Annotated in this window: 19 protein-coding genes; 10 read left to right on the top strand and 9 right to left on the bottom strand. The window is 31.8% G+C overall.

Going from position 1 to position 19,842, the window contains the following annotated elements; translation table 11 throughout:
• Window positions 1-28: 28 nt before the first annotated feature.
• The 5 genes from ACJMLB_RS08825 to ACJMLB_RS08805 all read left to right on the top strand — a co-directional run bounded on the left by ACJMLB_RS08825 (window position 29) and on the right by ACJMLB_RS08805 (window position 4,279).
• Window positions 29-328 carry an STAS domain-containing protein gene (locus ACJMLB_RS08825; protein WP_405325502.1) on the top strand — a complete coding sequence of 100 codons (300 nt, stop codon included), beginning with the start codon at window positions 29-31 and terminating at the stop codon, window positions 326-328.
• 42 nt (window positions 329-370) lie between these two features.
• Entirely contained in the window at window positions 371-748 is a 378-nt protein-coding gene (locus tag ACJMLB_RS08820) for an ATP-binding protein (protein WP_405325499.1), read from the top strand.
• 195 nt (window positions 749-943) lie between these two features.
• Window positions 944-2,788 (top strand): PP2C family protein-serine/threonine phosphatase, encoded by a 1,845-nt coding sequence (locus tag ACJMLB_RS08815; RefSeq protein ID WP_405325496.1) that lies wholly within the window; start codon window positions 944-946, stop codon window positions 2,786-2,788.
• The gene (locus ACJMLB_RS08810; protein ID WP_405325493.1) at window positions 2,785-3,414 is read left to right on the top strand and encodes a 4'-phosphopantetheinyl transferase family protein; all 630 of its coding nucleotides are present in this window, start codon (window positions 2,785-2,787) and stop codon (window positions 3,412-3,414) included. The genes ACJMLB_RS08815 and ACJMLB_RS08810 overlap by 4 nt, the downstream gene beginning before the upstream one ends.
• A 175-nt stretch (window positions 3,415-3,589) precedes the next feature.
• Window positions 3,590-4,279 carry a DUF4013 domain-containing protein gene (locus ACJMLB_RS08805; protein WP_405325490.1) on the top strand — a complete coding sequence of 230 codons (690 nt, stop codon included), beginning with the start codon at window positions 3,590-3,592 and terminating at the stop codon, window positions 4,277-4,279.
• A gap of 121 nt (window positions 4,280-4,400) precedes the next feature.
• Here ACJMLB_RS08805 and pth2 read toward each other — a convergent pair whose 3' ends face one another.
• Window positions 4,401-4,739 (bottom strand): aminoacyl-tRNA hydrolase, encoded by a 339-nt coding sequence (gene pth2 / locus ACJMLB_RS08800; protein ID WP_405325487.1) that lies wholly within the window; start codon window positions 4,737-4,739, stop codon window positions 4,401-4,403.
• A gap of 283 nt (window positions 4,740-5,022) precedes the next feature.
• On the opposite strand from pth2, the gene ACJMLB_RS08795 reads away from it, so the two are divergent.
• The gene (locus tag ACJMLB_RS08795; RefSeq protein WP_405325485.1) at window positions 5,023-6,798 is read left to right on the top strand and encodes a ribosome biogenesis/translation initiation ATPase RLI; all 1,776 of its coding nucleotides are present in this window, start codon (window positions 5,023-5,025) and stop codon (window positions 6,796-6,798) included.
• Between the two features lie 285 nt (window positions 6,799-7,083).
• Here the strand turns inward: ACJMLB_RS08795 and ACJMLB_RS08790 are convergent, their stop codons facing one another.
• The 3 genes from ACJMLB_RS08790 to ACJMLB_RS08780 all read right to left on the bottom strand — a co-directional run bounded on the left by ACJMLB_RS08790 (window position 7,084) and on the right by ACJMLB_RS08780 (window position 10,125).
• Complete coding sequence (locus ACJMLB_RS08790; RefSeq protein WP_298534033.1) at window positions 7,084-8,244, bottom strand: pyridoxal phosphate-dependent aminotransferase; 1,161 nt, start codon at window positions 8,242-8,244, stop codon at window positions 7,084-7,086.
• A 340-nt stretch (window positions 8,245-8,584) separates the two neighbouring features.
• The gene (gene radB, locus ACJMLB_RS08785) at window positions 8,585-9,283 is read right to left on the bottom strand and encodes a DNA repair and recombination protein RadB (protein ID WP_295608180.1); all 699 of its coding nucleotides are present in this window, start codon (window positions 9,281-9,283) and stop codon (window positions 8,585-8,587) included.
• A 209-nt stretch (window positions 9,284-9,492) separates the two neighbouring features.
• Complete coding sequence (locus ACJMLB_RS08780; protein ID WP_405325480.1) at window positions 9,493-10,125, bottom strand: L-threonylcarbamoyladenylate synthase; 633 nt, start codon at window positions 10,123-10,125, stop codon at window positions 9,493-9,495.
• Window positions 10,126-10,258: 133 nt separating this feature from the next.
• Here ACJMLB_RS08780 and pgsA point away from each other — a divergent pair, with 133 nt between their 5' ends.
• The 4 genes from pgsA to ACJMLB_RS08760 all read left to right on the top strand — a co-directional run bounded on the left by pgsA (window position 10,259) and on the right by ACJMLB_RS08760 (window position 12,350).
• Window positions 10,259-10,861: an archaetidylinositol phosphate synthase gene (gene pgsA / locus ACJMLB_RS08775; protein ID WP_405325478.1), complete on the top strand. Its 603-nt coding sequence runs from the start codon at window positions 10,259-10,261 to the stop codon at window positions 10,859-10,861.
• A gap of 71 nt (window positions 10,862-10,932) precedes the next feature.
• Complete coding sequence (locus ACJMLB_RS08770) at window positions 10,933-11,175, top strand: DUF357 domain-containing protein (protein WP_405325475.1); 243 nt, start codon at window positions 10,933-10,935, stop codon at window positions 11,173-11,175.
• A 317-nt stretch (window positions 11,176-11,492) separates the two neighbouring features.
• The gene (locus tag ACJMLB_RS08765) at window positions 11,493-11,696 is read left to right on the top strand and encodes a hypothetical protein (RefSeq protein WP_405325471.1); all 204 of its coding nucleotides are present in this window, start codon (window positions 11,493-11,495) and stop codon (window positions 11,694-11,696) included.
• A 141-nt stretch (window positions 11,697-11,837) separates the two neighbouring features.
• A complete protein-coding gene (locus ACJMLB_RS08760; RefSeq protein WP_405325468.1) occupies window positions 11,838-12,350 on the top strand; it encodes a GNAT family N-acetyltransferase in 513 nt (170 codons plus the stop codon).
• A gap of 110 nt (window positions 12,351-12,460) precedes the next feature.
• On the opposite strand, the gene fbp is transcribed toward ACJMLB_RS08760, so the two are convergent.
• The 5 genes from fbp to alaS all read right to left on the bottom strand — a co-directional run bounded on the left by fbp (window position 12,461) and on the right by alaS (window position 19,746).
• Window positions 12,461-13,561, bottom strand: coding sequence for a fructose-1,6-bisphosphate aldolase/phosphatase (fbp, locus tag ACJMLB_RS08755; protein WP_295608188.1), 1,101 nt, complete (start codon window positions 13,559-13,561; stop codon window positions 12,461-12,463).
• Between the two features lie 329 nt (window positions 13,562-13,890).
• On the bottom strand, window positions 13,891-15,030 hold the full coding sequence (locus ACJMLB_RS08750; protein WP_405325465.1) for a TMEM175 family protein: 1,140 nt from the start codon (window positions 15,028-15,030) through the stop codon (window positions 13,891-13,893).
• Window positions 15,027-15,629 (bottom strand): DUF998 domain-containing protein, encoded by a 603-nt coding sequence (locus tag ACJMLB_RS08745; RefSeq protein WP_405325462.1) that lies wholly within the window; start codon window positions 15,627-15,629, stop codon window positions 15,027-15,029. Before ACJMLB_RS08745 ends, ACJMLB_RS08750 begins: the two co-directional genes overlap by 4 nt.
• A gap of 44 nt (window positions 15,630-15,673) precedes the next feature.
• The gene (thiI, locus tag ACJMLB_RS08740) at window positions 15,674-16,822 is read right to left on the bottom strand and encodes a tRNA uracil 4-sulfurtransferase ThiI (protein WP_405325459.1); all 1,149 of its coding nucleotides are present in this window, start codon (window positions 16,820-16,822) and stop codon (window positions 15,674-15,676) included.
• Window positions 16,823-17,019: 197 nt separating this feature from the next.
• Window positions 17,020-19,746: an alanine--tRNA ligase gene (gene alaS / locus ACJMLB_RS08735; RefSeq protein WP_405325456.1), complete on the bottom strand. Its 2,727-nt coding sequence runs from the start codon at window positions 19,744-19,746 to the stop codon at window positions 17,020-17,022.
• Between the last annotated feature and the right edge of the window lie 96 nt (window positions 19,747-19,842).

Below are 19,842 nucleotides of genomic sequence, written 5' to 3'. Positions count from 1 at the left end.
TATAAACTATTGAATGAAAGGGATTTTTATGGAAATAATTAAAAATTACAATGAAAAGGAATTGACATTAGCTATTGAAGGACGTATTGACACAATTACCTCTCAAGAGCTCGATAAGGAAATAAATGCAGAATCAGGCAATTTTGACTCTTTGATTATGGATCTCACTGACTTGGAATACATTTCAAGTGCAGGACTTAGAGTATTGATTGCAACCCAAAAGAAATTAAAATCAGACAATATCCCATTTGTAATCAAAAATGTCAACGATACAGTTGGGGAAATATTTAGAATGTCTGGTTTTGATAAAATCCTAAAGATTGAATAATTTCAAGTACTGGATATAACTCAAAAACATGGGTAAGATAAAATGAATTCTATTACTCTTAAACCTGAATTAAATGAATTATATACATTAAATGAGTTTATTTTAAATGAACTCCCTCACGAAAATCTAAAAGTTGATTTGATAGTTGAAGAGATTTTCACAAATATCGTTAACTATTCAAAAACAGAATTCATTACAGTTAATGCAAACTATGAAAATTCCACATTGGAAATTGAGTTTATTGACAATGGAATTCAATTCAACCCTATCTTACAGAAAGAGCACAAAATCCCAAATAGCATTGATGAAGCTGAAATCGGAGGATTGGGAATATTCCTAACAAAAAAAATAGCGGATGAATTGGATTATCATCATATCAATGGTGAAAATCATTTAAAGGTCATTAAAAAAATAGAATGATCCAATTTAAAAAAAATGCTGAAAAAGGCTAAAAAATTAAACTTAAATATTAAAAAATATTTAAAAATACCGAAAAATGCTAAAAATTTAAATTTAAATTTAAATATTAAAAAATATTTAAAACTACTGCTAAAAAAATAAAAGAGTGGAATAATGAAAAATAAACTAAAAAAAATATTAATATCATTTATAGGGATGATTGTGTTTAATATGATATTTTCATCACCATTCTTTTGGGACATGGGGATAGAGGCCCCTCATATTGGATTATTATACGTTTTTGGTTTATTGTTTGGCCCTTATGGAGCTTTAGGTGCAGTGATAGGAAATGCAATACATGACTTGGCAAATGGGTTTACTCCTATTGAAATACTCCCTTCGGCTATTGTTAGTTTTGGAGTTTCATATTTGGCTTATAAGCTTTGGTACTCCGGTTTTAAAACAGATAAAGTCACTAAACCAAACTTAAACAGTTTTTACAATCTTAACCTATTCTTTTTTAGCATATTAACATGCGGTTTTATTTATTCAGCTTTTCATGGTAATCTAATAGGAATAATTTTCGGTTATGAGTTAGGTGAATTGGAAACTGTCTCCTATTTCATGAACTTTATCAACATTGCATTTATATTTGGAATAATCAGCATTTGGATTTCTAAAAAATTCGATTTTGTGGAAACTCCTAAACTCTCAAAGAGACATGCAAACAAAAAAGTATATATGATACTGTTCTGCTTGTTGATTCTTGTTTCAATAGTTTCATTTATAGAGACACTATTTTACACAAGTGATAACTTTCTTTGGCTAGAGTGTGCATTGATTGGAGTTTTATTATTTGCCTATTTGACAAAACCTTTTGAATATGAAATTGAATCAATTGAGAAAAATACCATAATTGAAAAGATTATAAGGAATTTTCTCATAATTACATTGGCTATTGCCATTATTGGTGTTATTATTTCCATTTTTAGCGTTAATTTTATAGAAAACATTGAAAATATGAATTTATACGTTTATCTAATGCCTATGCTTATAATCAGTGACATACTCATTATCTTATTCTTTGCACCAGGAATGGTTATTTTAAGATATCTGGAAGAAAATGTAATCAAGCCAATTTCATCATTTTCAGAGATTGAAGGATTCATTAAAGAGAATGAAAAGATTGAAGCGGAAGGATTAGTTGACATATATTCCCAATACATCAACGAACAGAATGAAATTGGAACACTTGCCAGATCATACACATATCTAATCAATCACAACAACAGTTATATTGAAAATATCCGTGAAATTGAAGGTGAAAAAGAGAGGATTGCTGCTGAGCTTGACATTGCAAGAAAGATTCAAGCTGCAAACCTACCAACTGAAGCTCTAATTGAAGATGATTTCATTGTCAATGGATATTCACACCCTGCAAAAGAGGTTGGGGGAGACTTCTTTGATTACTACAAGCTAGATGAGGATAAATTAGTCATTGTAATTGGTGATGCTGCAGGAAAAGGAGTCCCTGCAGCGATTTTGGCTATGGTCACCCAAGTAATGATAAAGCAAATATTGCAGCATGAAAGTGATCCTTCAAAAGCATTATATATTCTCAACAACTTATTATGCGAAAACAATTCAGAGACAATGTTTATGACATTATGGCTCGGAATCTATAATAAAGCGAGCAAAACATTAAGTTTCTCAAATGCAGGACATAATCCCCCATTAATTAAAGAAAATACGGATGAAAGAGAAGAATTCAAATACTTAGATATTGATAGTGGAATTGTTCTTGGAGTGATGGAAGACTTCGAATATATTAAGGAGGAAACCGCTCCATTAAATGGATTCGTAATATATACTGATGGAATTACCGATGCCAACAATTCAAGTGAGGAAATGTATGGAGAAGATAGATTATTAAGTTTCTTCAATGACTTTAAGGAAGATTCCGATCCAATAAGACCCTTATTGAATGATATTAACAATTTCACAGAAGGGCAAGAGCAATTTGATGATATGACTTTAGTTTACTTGAAGGATAAAAAATGATTAAGGTAACTTATTGCAATGTGGAGAATTTAGATTTAAATAAAGCTTACCACTTAGTTCCAAAAGATCGAAAAGAGAAAATCGATTTCTACAGATTTGAAAAGGATAAAAAGCTAAGTGCAGGTGCTTTTCTTCTTTTAAGGAAATTATTATCAGAACGGAATATTGTGGATTTTGAAATAAAAAAAGGAAAATATGGCAAGCCATGTGTATACAACCACAAAAACATATATTTTAATCTAAGCCATTCAGGGAAAATGGTTTTGTGTGCAATATCTGATAAGGAAATTGGTGCAGACATCGAATATAATGACCCTGAAATTGATTTAAACATAGCTAAAAATTTCTTCTTCAACAGGGAATATGAATCCATAATGAATTCAGAAAAGCCACATGATGCATTTTTCAAATATTGGGTTTTAAAGGAAAGCTATATGAAATATACAGGGCTTGGAATGAATTTGAAATTAGATGCATTTGAAATAGTCATTGATAATGAAATCCGGCTGAAAGAGGATAATGAGAATTTAAAATTCAATTTGTTTGAGATTGATGATTATAAAATAGGAATAGCTAGCCATTATGATGTGCCTCACCTAATTGAATATGATATTGAAGAGATATAAAAAAACATAAATATGATTGAATGTAAATTCAATATTGGAAAAAATTATAGTAAAATGTTTAATGTATCTCGGAGATAAAATGCCCCTAAAAAGATTGAAATATACATTTGATTATTGCAGAGCAAATCCCATAGGCTTTTTAATTATTCTGATATTGATCAGCTCTATAAATTTTATGAATGGCTATGCCGATACACATACAATCAAATATAAGCTCATTTTCTATCCAATGGCACTTTTTGTAACTCTTTTTATGTATGGATATGGGCTGGCAATTACAAAAGACACCATAAGAAATGGAAAAAAATTGCCTTTAATAAAAATTAAGCAATGCACTGTTTTTGGTATAAAAGCATCTATTATGATATTCATATATACACTTCTCGAAGGATTTCTTTTATATGACCTTTCAAACAGATTCTATTTGCCTGAATTTCACTTAAGATTTGCACTGTCACATTTGATTGAAACATTGAAATTATATTATTGGCATAACCCTATAAGCACAATTGAATTTATTATTGCAAGCATTATGATAACTTATATACTTGCTTTCTTTATGGAGATTTCACTTGCAAGACTTGCAGATGGTGGAAGATTGCTTGGTGCATTCAACATACTTAAAATTAAACGTTGCATAGATACAATAGGATGGAAGCATTATACTGCAGATTATACAAAAATTATGCTTTCAATTGTAATTTTAGCTTACCTTCAATTTGGAATTGACCTATTCGGATTTTTCAGCGAAATACTTGATTTAATCATTGGGCTTTTGATATTCATCATCGAATTCATTGGAATCGGTGCAATTTATCGAGAGTATAAGATTAAAAAAGAAAAAAGAGTCATAGAAATTGATTAAATAATTAAAACCATTTAAAAAAAAAAAAAATTAAAAAAATAGTCAATATTAATAATTTAAAAAAAGTTTTAATGAATAAAATAAAGTAAAAATCTAAAAGATAAAGATCATAATAAATTCATTATAATAACTTCAAATCACCAGTGATCTTATCTAAAACATCATCTTCATCAGGACCTAATCCCAATACAGTCACAGTAGATTTAGGCAATTGGGTTCTTCCTGCATCTGTCACCAAATAATATGCAACCCCATTTGCTCTAGCAAGCTCCCTTAAATTATAAAGATCCTGCAATGAAGGTGCTTTTAAAACCACTTTTGCATAGGCCTCATTTTCCCATTTTCTTATTTTTGCCTTGTCAGTCTGTTTATATGCACCGATAGCAGCATGGCAACATTGTGCAGCTATTTTTCCTTTTCCCATCTTGATGTCAGTTCTTACAACCATTACCTGTTTCATTTAAATCCCAGTAAAATTAATTAAAAATAGAATTATATTAAGAAAATTAAATTTTTTCTATAATTACTCTTATATTAAACTCAAAATTATTTAAATTTAACCAAAGAACAACTAATAATTATTTAAAAAATGTGATTTTACAGCATTACACAAAATTATTATAAACTATTAAAAACAAATTATATTTATTATAAACTATTTATAATTAATTCAAAGAATTTAATAAAAAAATTAAAATAAATTAAACTTATTATATTATTATTTTAGAGGAAACGGAGATAAAATGAGTAGAATTTCTATTTTAGACAAGGACAAGTGCCAACCTAAAAAATGTAACTATGTATGTATGCACTATTGTCCTGGTGTACGTATGGAAGAAGATACAATTGTAATTGATGAAAAGAGTAAAAAGCCACTCATTTCAGAAGAATTATGTTCCGGATGCGGTATCTGTACCAACAGATGTCCGTTTGGTGCAGTCAGTGTTATCAATTTACCTGAAGCTCTTGATGAACCTATTCACCGTTATGGTCAAAATGCCTTTGAACTCTTTGGTTTGCCTACCCTTAAGGATGGAACTGTTCTTGGTTTACTCGGTCAAAACGGTATTGGTAAGTCAACAATCATGAGAATATTATCTGGAGAGCTTATCCCTAACCTTGGAAACTATGAAGAGGAAGCAAGTTGGGATAAAGTTATTGAATACTACAAAGGATCAGCATTGCAAAACTACTTCAAATTGCTTCAAGCTGGTGAAATCAAGACCATTCACAAGCCACAAATGGTTGACCAGCTTTCCAAAGTCGTGAAAGGAAATGTAAAAACATTACTTACAAATGTGGATGAAAGAAACAAGTTAGATGAAATAGTAGATGATTTAGACCTTAAGAATGTTCTTGAAAGAGATATGCAAAACTTAAGTGGTGGGGAACTTCAAAGAGTGGCAATAGCTGCTACAGTTCTCCGTGAAGGTGATTTCTACTACTTCGACGAACCTACCTCCTGGTTGGATGTACGTCAAAGATTGAATGCCGTTAAGGTAATCCGTTCCCTTGCTGAAGCAGGCAAATCCGTACTTGTAATTGAGCACGACTTAGCTACATTGGATGCTATGAGTGACAATGTGCATCTTCTTTACGGTGAACCTGGAGGATATGGTGTAGTAAGTGGAAATAAAGGTGTAAGAGTTGGAATCAATGCATACATCAATGGATTCTTGCAAGAAGAGAATGTGAGAATCAGAAAACAGCCTATTGAATTCAGTATCCGTCCGCCAACACCTGAAGATGACGGTGAAGTATTAAGTGAATACAGCGACCTTAAGAAGGAATACGATGGATTCACACTTGAGGCAGAAGCAGGTAAGATCTACCACGACGAGATTGTCACTGCTTTCGGTTCAAACGGTATCGGTAAGACCACATTCGCTAAAATATTGGCTGGAGTTGAAAAGGCAACTGAAGGAGACATCTTGGAAAAAGTGGATATTGCTTACAAGCCACAATACATTGAATCTGACTTCGATGGAACCGCTCAGGAATTCCTTTATGCAAATGCTCCAACATACGGATCAAACATCTTCAACAGTGAAATCGGAAGACCGCTTGCTCTCGATAACTTGCTTGATAAAAAGGTAAAGAAACTAAGTGGTGGGGAACTTCAAAGACTTGCACTTGCTGTAACCTTGTCACAAGATGCAGACATTTATCTTTTCGACGAACCTACTGCATTCCTGGATGTAGAGCAAAGATTGATAGCAGCTAGAGTAATCAGAAAGATCATTGAAAGCAGAAATGCAGCATCATTGATCGTAGACCACGATATCGTATTTATTGACTACATTTCAGATAGGGCTATGGTATTCAGTGGAGAGCCTGGACTCAATGGTATCGCTTCCAAGCCAGCAGACCTTAGAACAAGCATGAACCAGTTCTTGGGAGACTTGGATATTACATTTAGAAGAGATAAGGAAACCAAACGTCCTAGAGTAAATAAATATGACTCTTACCTTGACAGAGAACAGAAAGAGCAAGGTGAGTATTACTACTTGAAAGACTAGTTAAATTTAAACTAGTGAAATAAAAATATTTAAGGTTTTTAGATTTTTCTAAAAACTATTTTACTTTTTTTAAAAAATTTATTCAAAAAATTAATTCATAAAAAAAATAACTATTTTTAGAAATATTTAAAGTTTTATAATATACGAATTAATTTACATGAAATTACATGAAAATTATAAAAAAATAGTTTAAAATTGATTAAATTAAAAAATAAGAGAAAATAAGCATTTGAAAAAAAAATATAAAAATTAATAAAAAAAGAAAAAATAAACTAAATAATTAAATTATTTAGTTCTTAAAGCTTCAACAGCAAGTACAAATTCACGAGCAAATACCTTGACCTTTTCTGGGTCAATTGAGTAGCTTACTCTCAAGTAGTTATGACCAAAGGTATTACTGGTATATGAACCTTGTCTAGTGAATACCTTTTTCTCAATCAAATAGGAAGACATGTCTTCAGGATCGATTCCTGCACCTGATAAGTCGATTCCCATCATGTTTGCACTTGATGGATAGACTGGCAAGAAGACTCCTTCACATTGGTCAACCGCTTCCTTGATTATCTTTTGATTTTCAAAAGTGGTATCTCTAACCCTATCAATCCATTCTGGTTTGGATTTCAAGGCAGCAAGTGCACCAGCTTGTGCAATCATATTTGTACCTACATCGTTAATGATAATGCTTTTTACAACATCAATCACTTCTTCGCTTGAAATGATAGCTCCTAGTCTTAAACCTGCCATTCCAAATATCTTGGAGAAACTGTAACAGGTTATAGTGTTGTTTGGAGCATATTTAGCACAAAGGGTGTGGTTGTAAGCGAAGTCCCTATAAGTTACATCATGCAAGAGGAATATGTCATTTTCAATAGCTATTTCTGCAAATTCCTTGATTTCCTCTTCAGTGTAAGAGCTTCCAAGTGGGTTTAACGGATCGATTAAAAGAATGACTCTGGTGTTTTCATCCATATTTTCCCTTACAAGCTTAGGGGTTAACTTATAGTTGTTCTCTTCACTGTAAATCTTGACTTGTCTTACTTCAGCAGCAAATCTGCTTGCAAAGTTATCAATAATGAGATATCCTGGATCTGGTGTGATAACATTGTCCTCAGGAGATAAAACTGCATTCATGGCTAAGTATAATGATTCAGTCGCACCGGCGTTAACATATATACTTAAGTCTTCCAATTCCAAATCTTTTAAAATCAAAGATTGCAGTTCTGTAAAACCTTCTGGAGGTGGGTACTTGCAGTATTCGTCACTTCCAATGCAGTCAATCATTGCCTTGTGTACATCCTCATTGTGACCAATATGCAATTCATTTGTATTTTGACCCATCCAAATCATTTCTTTATCCTTAAAAACAGCTTCAAAAAAGTGGTTTGCAGATTCATAACCATCTGGAATAATCTTAGCTGCTTTTGCATATTTCTTCTTTTGGATCATCTTATCACAAATCCTATATCTTAATTAAAAATCTAAAATAATTTTATAATATAAAAATTTAATAGTATCAGTTTTTAAAAAAATTAAACTGAATATGTTTTCAAATAAACATACAACATTATATTATCTATTAAAAGTAACATATAAAATTATTTATAAAAACAAGAAAAAATAGCTTAAATTTTTAGAAAATGATTAATGATTAATAAATAAAATTAAAAAAGTAATAAAGAATGGAAAAAATGAAAACATCAAAAAATGATGAAAAAAGTAAAAAAAGAATGGGAAAATGAAAACATCGAAAAATGATGAAAAAAGTAAAAAAGGAAGGGGAATTGAATTATTCAATTCCATTATTAGTAATCAAGAAGTGAACAGCCAATCCTTCTCTTTTTGATTTATGCCTTTTTAAAAGAGCTATTCTTTGATTGGTTCCTTCTTCACGCTTGAGTTCAATGATGATTTTGCTTCTGTATTGAATGATTGTTCCACCAACAGGAGAGAAATCCTCTTCGCTTTCCTCATCAAATGAAGCATAGATTTGATTTGTAACAAGAACAGCAAGATCATGATTGATAGCAAGGGCAGAAAGCATTTGCATCTGTTTTCCTAAAAGATGGGATTTTGTGCTATCATCTTCCACTCTGAATAGCGCTACAGCAGAGTCCAATATAATGAGTTCAACATCTGCGCTATTTGAAGATATCCAGGATTCAATAAGCCCAAGATCCTCTTCTTGTTCCTTGAATGAAGTAGGTTCAAATACAATGATATTCTTTGCAACTGTATCAAAATATTCTCCTGAGATTTGTCTAATCCTATCAACGGATATCCCACCTTCAGTATCAATGTAAACTACTTTTTTTCCTCTTTTAGCTACACCAATAGCTATATTTAGACAAATATTGGTTTTACCTACACCTGGAGGACCATATATCTGTGTAATTGTCCTTTTTTCAATTCCCCCATCCAATAATTCATCTAAAGGAGAGTTAGTGGAAATCTTTTCCTGATTTGTCATATTTGATAATATTTTCATATCTTTCCCTTCATAATAATAAAATAATTTTATAATTTTTATAGTTTAATAATCTTAATAATGATCATGGTCCAAATTAAAATTTTACTCCGTAAACATAATATTTATTTGGATATATTTAAAGTTAATTTTTTTCTTAATTTCAATTTACACATTCATGCAAATATTATAATAATATTGTAAAAAGAATAAATAAGGATTATTTCTCCCTAAACCAATTTCTCCAAATCTTCTTTTAGGGAATCCATATCATTGGAATCAAATCCGTTTCTAACCAAAGTTGGTTTGGATGAACTTAAGTCAATTACAGTAGATGGCTTTGCCTTTCCCAAATCACCAACATCAATAACCAAATCAATATCATTTCCAATCTGCTTTAGAATATCCTGAGGATTGGATAATGTGCATTCATTTGTAATGTTTGCACTTGTGGTTGTTATTGGAAAGAGACTTGCAAGCAATCTGGCAATCTTATAATCCGGAATTCTTACTCCAACTTTAGAACTTGCACTGACATATGGAGACACAATCTTTTTCTTGTTTAGAATAAAAGTAAATGGTCCAGGAAGCCACTTATTGACAATAGCTCTTGAATCTTTATTTAAGTCCGCAATCAATTCCAAGCTATTTGTATCTTGAACCAATACGGACAATGGCTTTGATTGGTCTCTTCTTTTAATTTCATAGATTTTCTTAACTGCATCATTATTGAAAATATTTGCTCCCAATCCATAAACGGTATCTGTAGGATAGAGAATGATTCCTCCATCAGCCATAATGTCAATAGCTTCGCTGATTAGATCCATATCTGGATTTTCGCTACTCATTTTAAATATTTTCATAATAATACACCACAATAAAAATACACAAAATTAGATTTATACAATTTTAAACCTATTATTCTTTAACTTCAATTTAAAACTTTACTGAGATAATCTAATTAAATATATATTAGTTAATCAATATAATAAAATTATGCTTAATAGTTTACGACCATATCTTACAAAATTTTTAGAACCTTTAGCTAGTCGATTGAATATTAATCCAAATATTGTAACTGTAATCTCTCCATTTTTGGCGATTATCTCAGCATATTTCTTTGCTACAGGTAATCTAATAGGCGGAGCATTATTTATCCTTCTCAGCGGATTCTTGGATGTTGTTGATGGGGCTGTTGCAAGATATCATGACAGGGCAAGCCCATTTGGAGCATTCCTGGATTCCACAATGGATCGTTTTGCAGATGCAATCATTTTCATAGGTATCATATTTGGAGGATATTGTCACTGGTTTGTAGGTGTTTTAGCTATTCACTCAGCAATTACAGTCAGTTATGTAAGAGCAAGAGCGGAATCCCAAGGGGTTGAGTGCAATATAGGAATAGCTGAACGTGCAGTCAGAATGATAATCTTAATGTTAGGTGCAGTGATTGCAGCAATATTCCATTCAAACGTAATATTTACATATTTCATTTACATACTTGTAATCCTTTCATACTTCACAGTTGGCCAAAGAATATTCCATGTATGGAAAGAATTGAATGGACCTAAACAACATAGACAAAGAAGATTAAGATAAAATTTTTCAATATTAATTATTCAAAAAAATTAAAAAAAATTAAAAAAATAGAATTGTTCGGAGCATATGAAATGAAAGATCTTGAAAGTGAAGAGAAAATTGCAATTGATATTGCAAAACTTGAGAGAAACTTGAAACAAGTTGAAGACATCAAGTTCGAAGGAAAAGAAAAGGAAGTTTATGATAGGGCCATCGATAATTGGAATGATTCAAAATATTACCTAGAGAAAAAAGACACAAGGACTGCTTTTGGTTGTATTGAATATAGCCACGGTTTACTCGATGCACTAAGAATGATTCATGGATTAATTTAATTAAATATTCGATTGATTAAATGATAGTTTTATATCGTAAACTATAAAATAATAAAACTTCATGTCAAAAATATTTATCAAATTGAAATTTCGGAAATTTGAATGATTTTTTAATTGAAATTCTAGAAAATTTCTAGAAAATGATAAAAAATTATTCATAAATATACAAACTATTTGATATAATAAAAACTAAAAATTTAAATACTTTCAACAATAAATATTTATTCAACATAATAAGAACAATTTTTAATTTTAAAAATTTAAACTAATGATAAAATTTTCAAAATTAAATTTGAAAAAAAATATTTTGATTAAAAATGGGAGAGGTCATTATGACAGATATTGATGTTACTGAAATTAGAATTATCTTAGAAGATCTTAGTGAAGAACAATTAATTAATATCTTGGAAAAAAACGGTTACACTAATAAAGGTAAAAAAAATGTATTGATTAGAGAAATCATGACTAAAATTTCTCATGATATTGTTATCCAAGAATTAGATGAACTTGGTGTAATATAATCAAACTTTTTATTTTTTTTTACTTCTTTATTTTATTACTTATTTACTATTTTTTAAATCTTACTTACTTTTAAATCATAATTACTTTTTTTACTGATTTTTAGCATAAAAATAAATAATTTATTGAATAAAATTTTTAATATGATTCTAAAAACAGAAAGACTAATCCTAAGACCATGGAAGGAAAGTGATGCAGAATGCCTATACCATTTTGCAAAGAATCCTAAAATTGGACCTATTGCAGGATGGCCACCACACAAAAGTGTTGATGAAAGCTTGGAAATTATAAAAACTGTCTTTTCTAAAAGGGAAACTTATGCAATAACAATTGATGACAAGGCAATAGGCTGTGTGGGACTTCTATTTTATCCAAACACCAATCACTACTGGGGAGATGATGGAGTTGAATTAGGCTATTGGATTGGAGAGGAATATTGGGGTCAAGGATTAGTTGCTGAAGCGGCTAAAGAACTTATTAGACATGCTTTTGAAGATTTGAAAATCAAGAAAATCCATGCAAGCTGCAGATATGAAAACCACCAATCAAAAAGAGTCTTGGAAAAATTGGGATTCAAGTATTATTGTGATATGAAAAATTCAGATCTTTTAGGAAATGAAACACGAGAAATGGCTATGTTTTTAGAAAATGAGTAAACTAATTTTCAAATTAAAAAAAAGATTTTTTAAAAAATATCAAACTTAATAGTTCGATTATAATAAAACTAATAAAAATTAAATAAAAAAAAGAAAAAGAAATAGATGATTTAGTCATCATCCATGTCTTCGAATCTAGGTTCTAATTTTTCCATTACGCCAGGTAAAGAAGTGTATTCCATTTCTTCAGCTGGTAATCTGTGTGGTTCGAATGGACCATGTCTTCTGATGTAGGAAGCAATGTTTGCGGATTGTCTTCTGGTTTCATCAAATGCAGGGTCATCGAATAAGTCTACAGGTCCAATTAATTTAGCATCAGTAACTTGGAAACCTAAACCGACTACTCTTGGAGGTCCGTCGAATCTGATTGGGTTAGCTTCTTCTTGGCTGGTAGGCATCATAGGACCATTGTGGGATCCTCTCATCCATCCACTTACCATGTGTGGGAATGCAAATGGTTCTACACATTCACCATTTGCAGGGAAACCGGATTGAGCTCTTACAATAGCTACAGGGTCATCTTTACCTACATATTCACCAGCTAACATGTTCAATTTGTCAGTACTTACTGCAGCTGCGATTTCACCGTTTTTCTTGAATACTCTTTTAATTACGTATCTGCCGGTAGAACCGATTAAAGCAAGTAAGTCGTACATTTCTTCAGGACAGTCTAAGATAACTTTTTTGTGTTCCATTACATCGAACACTTCAAAACTGAATCCATCGTGTAAGCTTGGGTCAATTACAAGACCAGCAGTGTTGAATGGATCTGCAAAGATTCTAAAGATAGGCAAGTTGAATGCACCTGGTTCGGTTTTGTCCATACAGTAAACAATTACAGGGTCACTTCCTCTTTCTTTGAATTCCATTTCTGCACAACCTGGACCCATACCTTTTACGTTTCCAGAGAAAGTGTCAGTTAATAAGTCTTGACCTGCACCATATAATTTTAAGTCTCTTGCAATTTCAGTTGCTTGAAGGAAAGCATCATATGCAGTTTTGTGAACTTCTTCGTTTAATTCACCGTTTCTGTGAGTCATGATTAAATCAATGTCGTCCCCACAACGGGTTATATAATAATCTTCAAGAATACCAGTTTCTAAAGCACCAGATAATACTTCATCACATTTTTCCATTAATGCAGGATGTGATACACAGTGTCCAGAAACACTTCCAATATCCGCTTTGATTACACTAACAGTAGTTTTCATCTTAAAACACCTCAGTAATAAAAATTTACTATTTTAACCATTTAGTTAAATAGCAGTACATATTTAGCTTTAATTCATAATATAAGAACAATAATTAACTATTATAGCAATTAACTATTAAAAAATAATTATTCATTAATAACTAATCGTTATAATAATTAATTACTTGAATTAATAGCTAATATAAAATAATTAAATTATTAATCAAACTAAATACTTTCAAATAACTGGAAATAAAAATAATTTCTTAAGTTATTTAATATACATTATTATTTTTGATTAATATTATATATAATAATTATGATTTAAAAAAGAGAAAAAGTGAAAAATTAATACCTATTACCATAATAGGAAATTGCCCATAGTGTAATTATTGAAACCAAACAGGCAATCACAATAGCCAATGGATAAATGAAATATCCAATCACCATACCAATAACAACAAGTACAATTGTTGATATGAATGGCTTATTGTCTTCCAATGCCAATTGCAATGCAATATTAGCCTTATCTGAATTTTTCAAAGCATTTGCAGTTACAATGGATAAAATTGCTACAATAATAAAATTCAAACCATACAGGAAGCAAGGAACGAATGAATTGGAATTTTCAGCAACAAAAGTGGTTAAATAAGGAATCAATGATAAAAAGAACAATGCAATACCAATTGACCAAATAACCTTATGGTCCACTTTATTTACTATGTTAAACAGGTTATTGTTATAATTCCAGAAGTTAAAGCAAACTATGAAACTTACTGCATAGACTATAAACTCCAATTTTATATCGAAAAATGAATTCCAAGATCCGTTTGCAACCATTGGAATCTCAAGCACAATTATTGTGATTATAATCGCAATGATTGCATCAATGAAAGCTTCAAACCTATCAGTGCTGCCATTATCAGGTCTTCTAAGTCTTGAAAATATTAGCCAACATATAACAGAAAGCAACACAGAAATATAGATTCCAGGAGTGTAGACTGTATAAGTGATTATGAAACCCAAAAGCATGATTGCAATTGGAATATACTTATAAACACTTCTAAAATTAGCTTGACATAATCCGCAACTATACGGATTTGCCCTATAGACTGCATAGATTGAAATGATATACAAAATGTCTATTGCAATGAAAAGAACCCCAAACATAGTTTGAGCTGCAACGGAATTTAGATTCAAAGCAACCCATGTTGCAAAATAAGGGAGAAGACTTATTGCAAATATCTGAAGAGCATAAATGAATAAGACTCTATTATCTATCTCCTCCACGACCTGAAACAGATTATGATTATCATACCAGATGATGAAAATCACTAAAAAGCAGATAGCATAAGTGATGAACCTTGCATTCAATGCTAAAAAAGCTCCAAATGTAGGGGATGCCGGTTGTGTTAGTTTCAACACAAGAACTGTTATGATAATTGCTAGAATCGCATCAAAAAATGTTTCAAACCTATTTGTATTCATGAATATACCTTTGTATTTCTTAATAAATAAACTCCACTGATAAAACTCCAAATAATCAAAGTGTAAACGGATAATCTTTCAAATACGGGCATGTAAAGGCTTCCCATATTAAAGAACATTATCCAAAATGCGATTAAACCAATGATTCCTAAGACTAAAGTAATTTTTTGATAAGATTCAAACTTATCCATAGATCTTGATATGATAATGAGCAATAGGTTTCCACCAAGAATAGCCATTATTGCACCTAAGCTATGATAACCGTCAGTTACTGGATTTCCTGCATGAATCATAGCAACAATTATCACTCCAATAGCTGCAATAAGTGTTAAAATATAAAAAACCGCTTTGTTTTTTATTATAAAATCTTTGAATTTATAAAAATTGCAGAATATGAAAGTCAATCCAATTATAATGAATGCGGAATTCATTAAAAAGGATAAAGGAGAGTTTATATTAGGGATACCTAGTTCCGAAATTGTATGGAAAAGGTATGTACTTACCAAAGTGTCATTAAATGAAAATGCACTTATTGCTTCTGCTACCAAATAGTATAAGCTTCCTAAAATAAAAACGATTCCTGCAATTTTAGATTTCATTTTTTTATCTCCAAAACATATTGTAAAAATTAAACATTGAACAATTAAAATTCTATAGTTTCAAATGCTTTTTCAAGTGCAGCATCTTGATTTATATCCTCTTTTACCTTCTTTACCAATTCCAAATCAGCTTTTGTTTCAGGATATTTTGGAACTGCCTTACATCCCCCATCATCCCTTTTAGAGATTTCAAAGGTTCCAATCTTTTCAGCAATTCTTGTAATCTCCACCTTATCAAGACCAATAAGTGGACTTAAAACAGGAACATCAAGATCCTCTCTTGTAGCAAGGATGTTTGGGAGGGTTTGAGAAGCCACTTGACCTAAACTGCTTCCATCAATTACCGCTTCAGCATGCATTTTCTTGGCAAGTTTTCCTGCAAGCTTATACATTCCTGATTTGCATAATACACAAGTCATCTTATCTGGGGCATCTGATTTGCAGGTAGAGAGATAATCTCCATATTTGACTACCCTTCTCTTAATAGGTGCACCACTTGCATAAAGATTTAACTGATCTATCAAATCATTGAAGTTCTTAAGTGCCTCCGGGGTTGTATAAGGGTCATTATCACAGAATAATGCAATTACTTGACAGCCTCTTTTCATCATTAAATAGGTAGCTACAGGAGAATCTATACCGCTTGAAACAAGTGCAACAACCTTTCCTTGAGTTCCAAGAGGCAATCCTCCAGGACCTGGAATTTTCTCATGAAAAATATAAGTGTCATTATCCCTTACTTCAAGATAGATAGTTAGTTCAGGATTTGTCAAATCAACAGGAGATGAATATTTTTTCACTACTACTGCACCTGCAAATGCTGCCATTTCCTGTGATGAGAATTCATGATTTCCCACTCTTCTGCAACTGATTGCAAATTTAGTATTTTCATCTAAAAGTCCTTCATCATGGAGCTTTTCTGCATATGAAGAAACGGATTCTTCTATATCCTCAAAAGTGGATTTTGTTGTAACAACTGGAGAGTAAGATACAATACCAAATATTCTCTCAAGCTTTTCAATTGCATCATTAAAATCCTTTGGAGAAATATATATTCTTGCTTGTCTTACTTTAACTTCTGCATCAATTGATGCTCTTATATTATTTGCTAAACGATTTTCAAATCTTTTTCTAACCCCGTCACTTTTTAAAGCCAATTCACCATAACGGGCAATGATTAAATCATGTTTCATAAAATACCTCAATAATTAAAAATTTCATAAAATACACTGAAATAAAGAATAATTCGTAAAATATGATAGGTTAGTCAATAAAATATTTTCTCTTATTATATCTTTATCTTTCTATATATTTAATTTATAGTTAATAAATATAACGATTGTTATAAAAATAATCAAAAAAATAAAATAAAAAATAATTAAGGAATTAATTAATTTTTATTTAAAAGTTCAATAGCCAAATCTAAAGCTTCTGGCATTTTATCAGCATTTGGACCTGCTCCTTGAGCTAGATTAGGACGGCCACCACCGCCACCTCCAAGCAATGAAGCTGTTTCCTTGATTATGCCATTTACTTGAATTCCGCAGTCCTTAGTAGCTGCTCCAACAATCTTACCATCGTTGTTACCGATAAAGACAACGTCTGCCTTATCATTGTCAGTAAAATCAGTAGCAATCTTTTGAAGCTCTTTGATATCTCCATCAATGATTTCCTTTAGAACTTTCAATCCATTGATTTCAATTGCATTGTCTGCTAAGGTGCTGACTTTCAAATTAGCGATTTCCTTTTGCAATTTAGCGATTTCATTCTTTTGAGCTTTCCATTCACTAAAGAATCTGTCACAAGTCTTAGGCAATTGTTCGTTGGTTACACTGAATATGCCTGCACTTTCCCTTAGGATTTCCTTATCTACTTGAATAGAATCAATAGCTGCGAGTCCTGCTGAGAAATCAATTCTTTCCACTCCGTCTTGAACCCTTTCAGTCTTATTGATCTTGATTGGGCCCACTTCACCGGTTCTGTCAAGGTGAGTACCTGCACAAGCCTGTACATCAATTCCAGGAATCCTTACAACTCTGATTTGGGAACCAGGAACAACCCCCCCTTGGTATAAGGTGAATCCATATTCCTTCTCTGCATCATCACGGCTTAACCAATTGATATCCAAGTCAATATTCATCATCACATACTCATTTGCCAATTTTTCAATTTCATTAAGCTCTTCTTGAGTAATACGCTTATAATGGGATAAGTCTATACGTGAGCGAGCAAGACCTTTCTGTGCACCTGCTTGCCAAATATGCTGTCCTAAAACCTTTCTTGCTGCAGCAATGACCAAGTGAGTACCAGTGTGATGTCTTGCTAAAGTTATTCTTCTGTTCCAGTTGATAGCCATATGGACTTCAGTTCCAATATAATCTTTTAAAGTAGCAAATAATGCATCTTTATCACTATCCTTAGGAACAGCAATGTGATGCAAGACAATATTATTCAATTTTTCAGCATAAGTGACTTCATAGATTTTGCCATCAATGGACATTATACCAATATCTGATGGCTGACCTCCTCCTTCAGGGTAGAAGATTGTCCTATCAAGGATAATGTTGACTGTATCTCCTTTTTCAATGACTTCAATGATCTTACCATCAGATTCCTTTTGATAAATGTCTTTATAGAAATCAAGTTCAGTTTCTGGAACATCAATGTCCAAAGTCTCTTTTTTAGCAACCTTATCCTCTTCGTGCATATCTGCAACAATGGTGAAGAAGTTATCTGGCACAAATACTTCAAAGTCCTTATCGCCGCTTGCCATTTCTTCAACGGTTTCAGGAGGCATACCTTGAGCATCGTATAAGTCTATCAATGTTTCTAAAGGCATAGAAGTTTTTCCTTCTTTCTTAAGACGTTTAATTGTTCTTTTAACAGTCTTTTTACCTTTTTCAATGGTTTTTGCATATCTTTCTTCCTCAAGATTTATGATATTCATAATGTGTTCTTGAGACTCGTCGATTTCAGGATAGAATTTTCTCAAGAAATCCAATTGTATTTCCATAATGTCAGATAAAGACTCTTCCATCTTCAACTCTTTCATGAAACGGATTGTCCTTCTTAAGACAAGTCTTGCAAGGTAACCTTCCTTAACATTTGATGGGATGATTCCATCAGCTAACATAAATGCTAAACATCTTGTATGGTCTGCAATGATATAAATAGCTTCCATTGGCTCTGCATTTTTCAAGTATTCCTCAAGTGAAATGTCTAAACTGTCTGCCACTTGCTGACGAAGCTCTCTGATATCACCGATATCCTCAATATCCATCATACCTGCAATTTCTGCATTTCTAGCTAAAATATCCTCATTGACTTCAACATTGGTTATTTCCTTAAGCTTGTCCACTACAGGAGCAAAACATGCGTCATAAGCAGTTGGAGTTCCTTGTGAAATCCATGCAATTCTTTCTAAACCGTAACCGGTATCAACCACTTTAATAGGAATCTCTTCCCTTTCACCGTTTTCAAGGGTTTTGTATTGCATGAAAACAAGGGTAGCGAGCTCTACACCGCGACAGCACACTTCATAACATGGACCTTCGTTACCTCCACCTTTCCACCAGGACTTTATGAAAGTGATCTCTTCAGTATTGATTCCAATTGATTTGAAGAACTCATGACAAAGTCTGATTGTTTCATCTTCCCAGTAGATGAAGTTATCCGGCTTATTGATTACAGTATGTGACCCCATTGTAAAGCAAGTCATGTGCCTTCCGGTTCTTCCTACATTATCCACATCGTTAAGACGGATGGATGGCTGTTCAACTTCAAGAGGATTAGCTGGAGGTTCAACCAAACCGGAGGTAATCCATGGTTGGAAACAAAATATTGAAGCTCCCACTAAAAATACGTCATCTCTCCATCTTTTAGCTAAAGTTGGATAACGAGGTATAGGTTCATGACCTTCATCTTTTAAGAAATTTCTAAAAGTTTCTTGAATTTCATATAAATCATATGGCTTGTCAGTAGCAGGATTTCCGATAAATCCGTATTCATCACATGGAGCATCCCCACAAGTGTCTCTATCCACTTGAGAGTAAAACTCATTGCCACATGTTTTACATATTTGTTTTTTATATCCTAAATCTTCGAATATTTTAAGCATAATAATCAGTTTTAATCGTTGTTTTAAAAAATATTTTTTTGTTTTAATAAGTTAATTGTATTATTAATTGTATTAGTTTAATAAATAGTTGAATAT

The organism is Methanobrevibacter sp. (assembly GCF_045114555.1).
In the GTDB taxonomy this organism is placed as follows: domain Archaea; phylum Methanobacteriota; class Methanobacteria; order Methanobacteriales; family Methanobacteriaceae; genus Methanobrevibacter.
The sequence above is the reverse complement of the archived record's forward strand: the minus strand, read 5'-3'. Positions and strand labels throughout refer to the sequence as shown.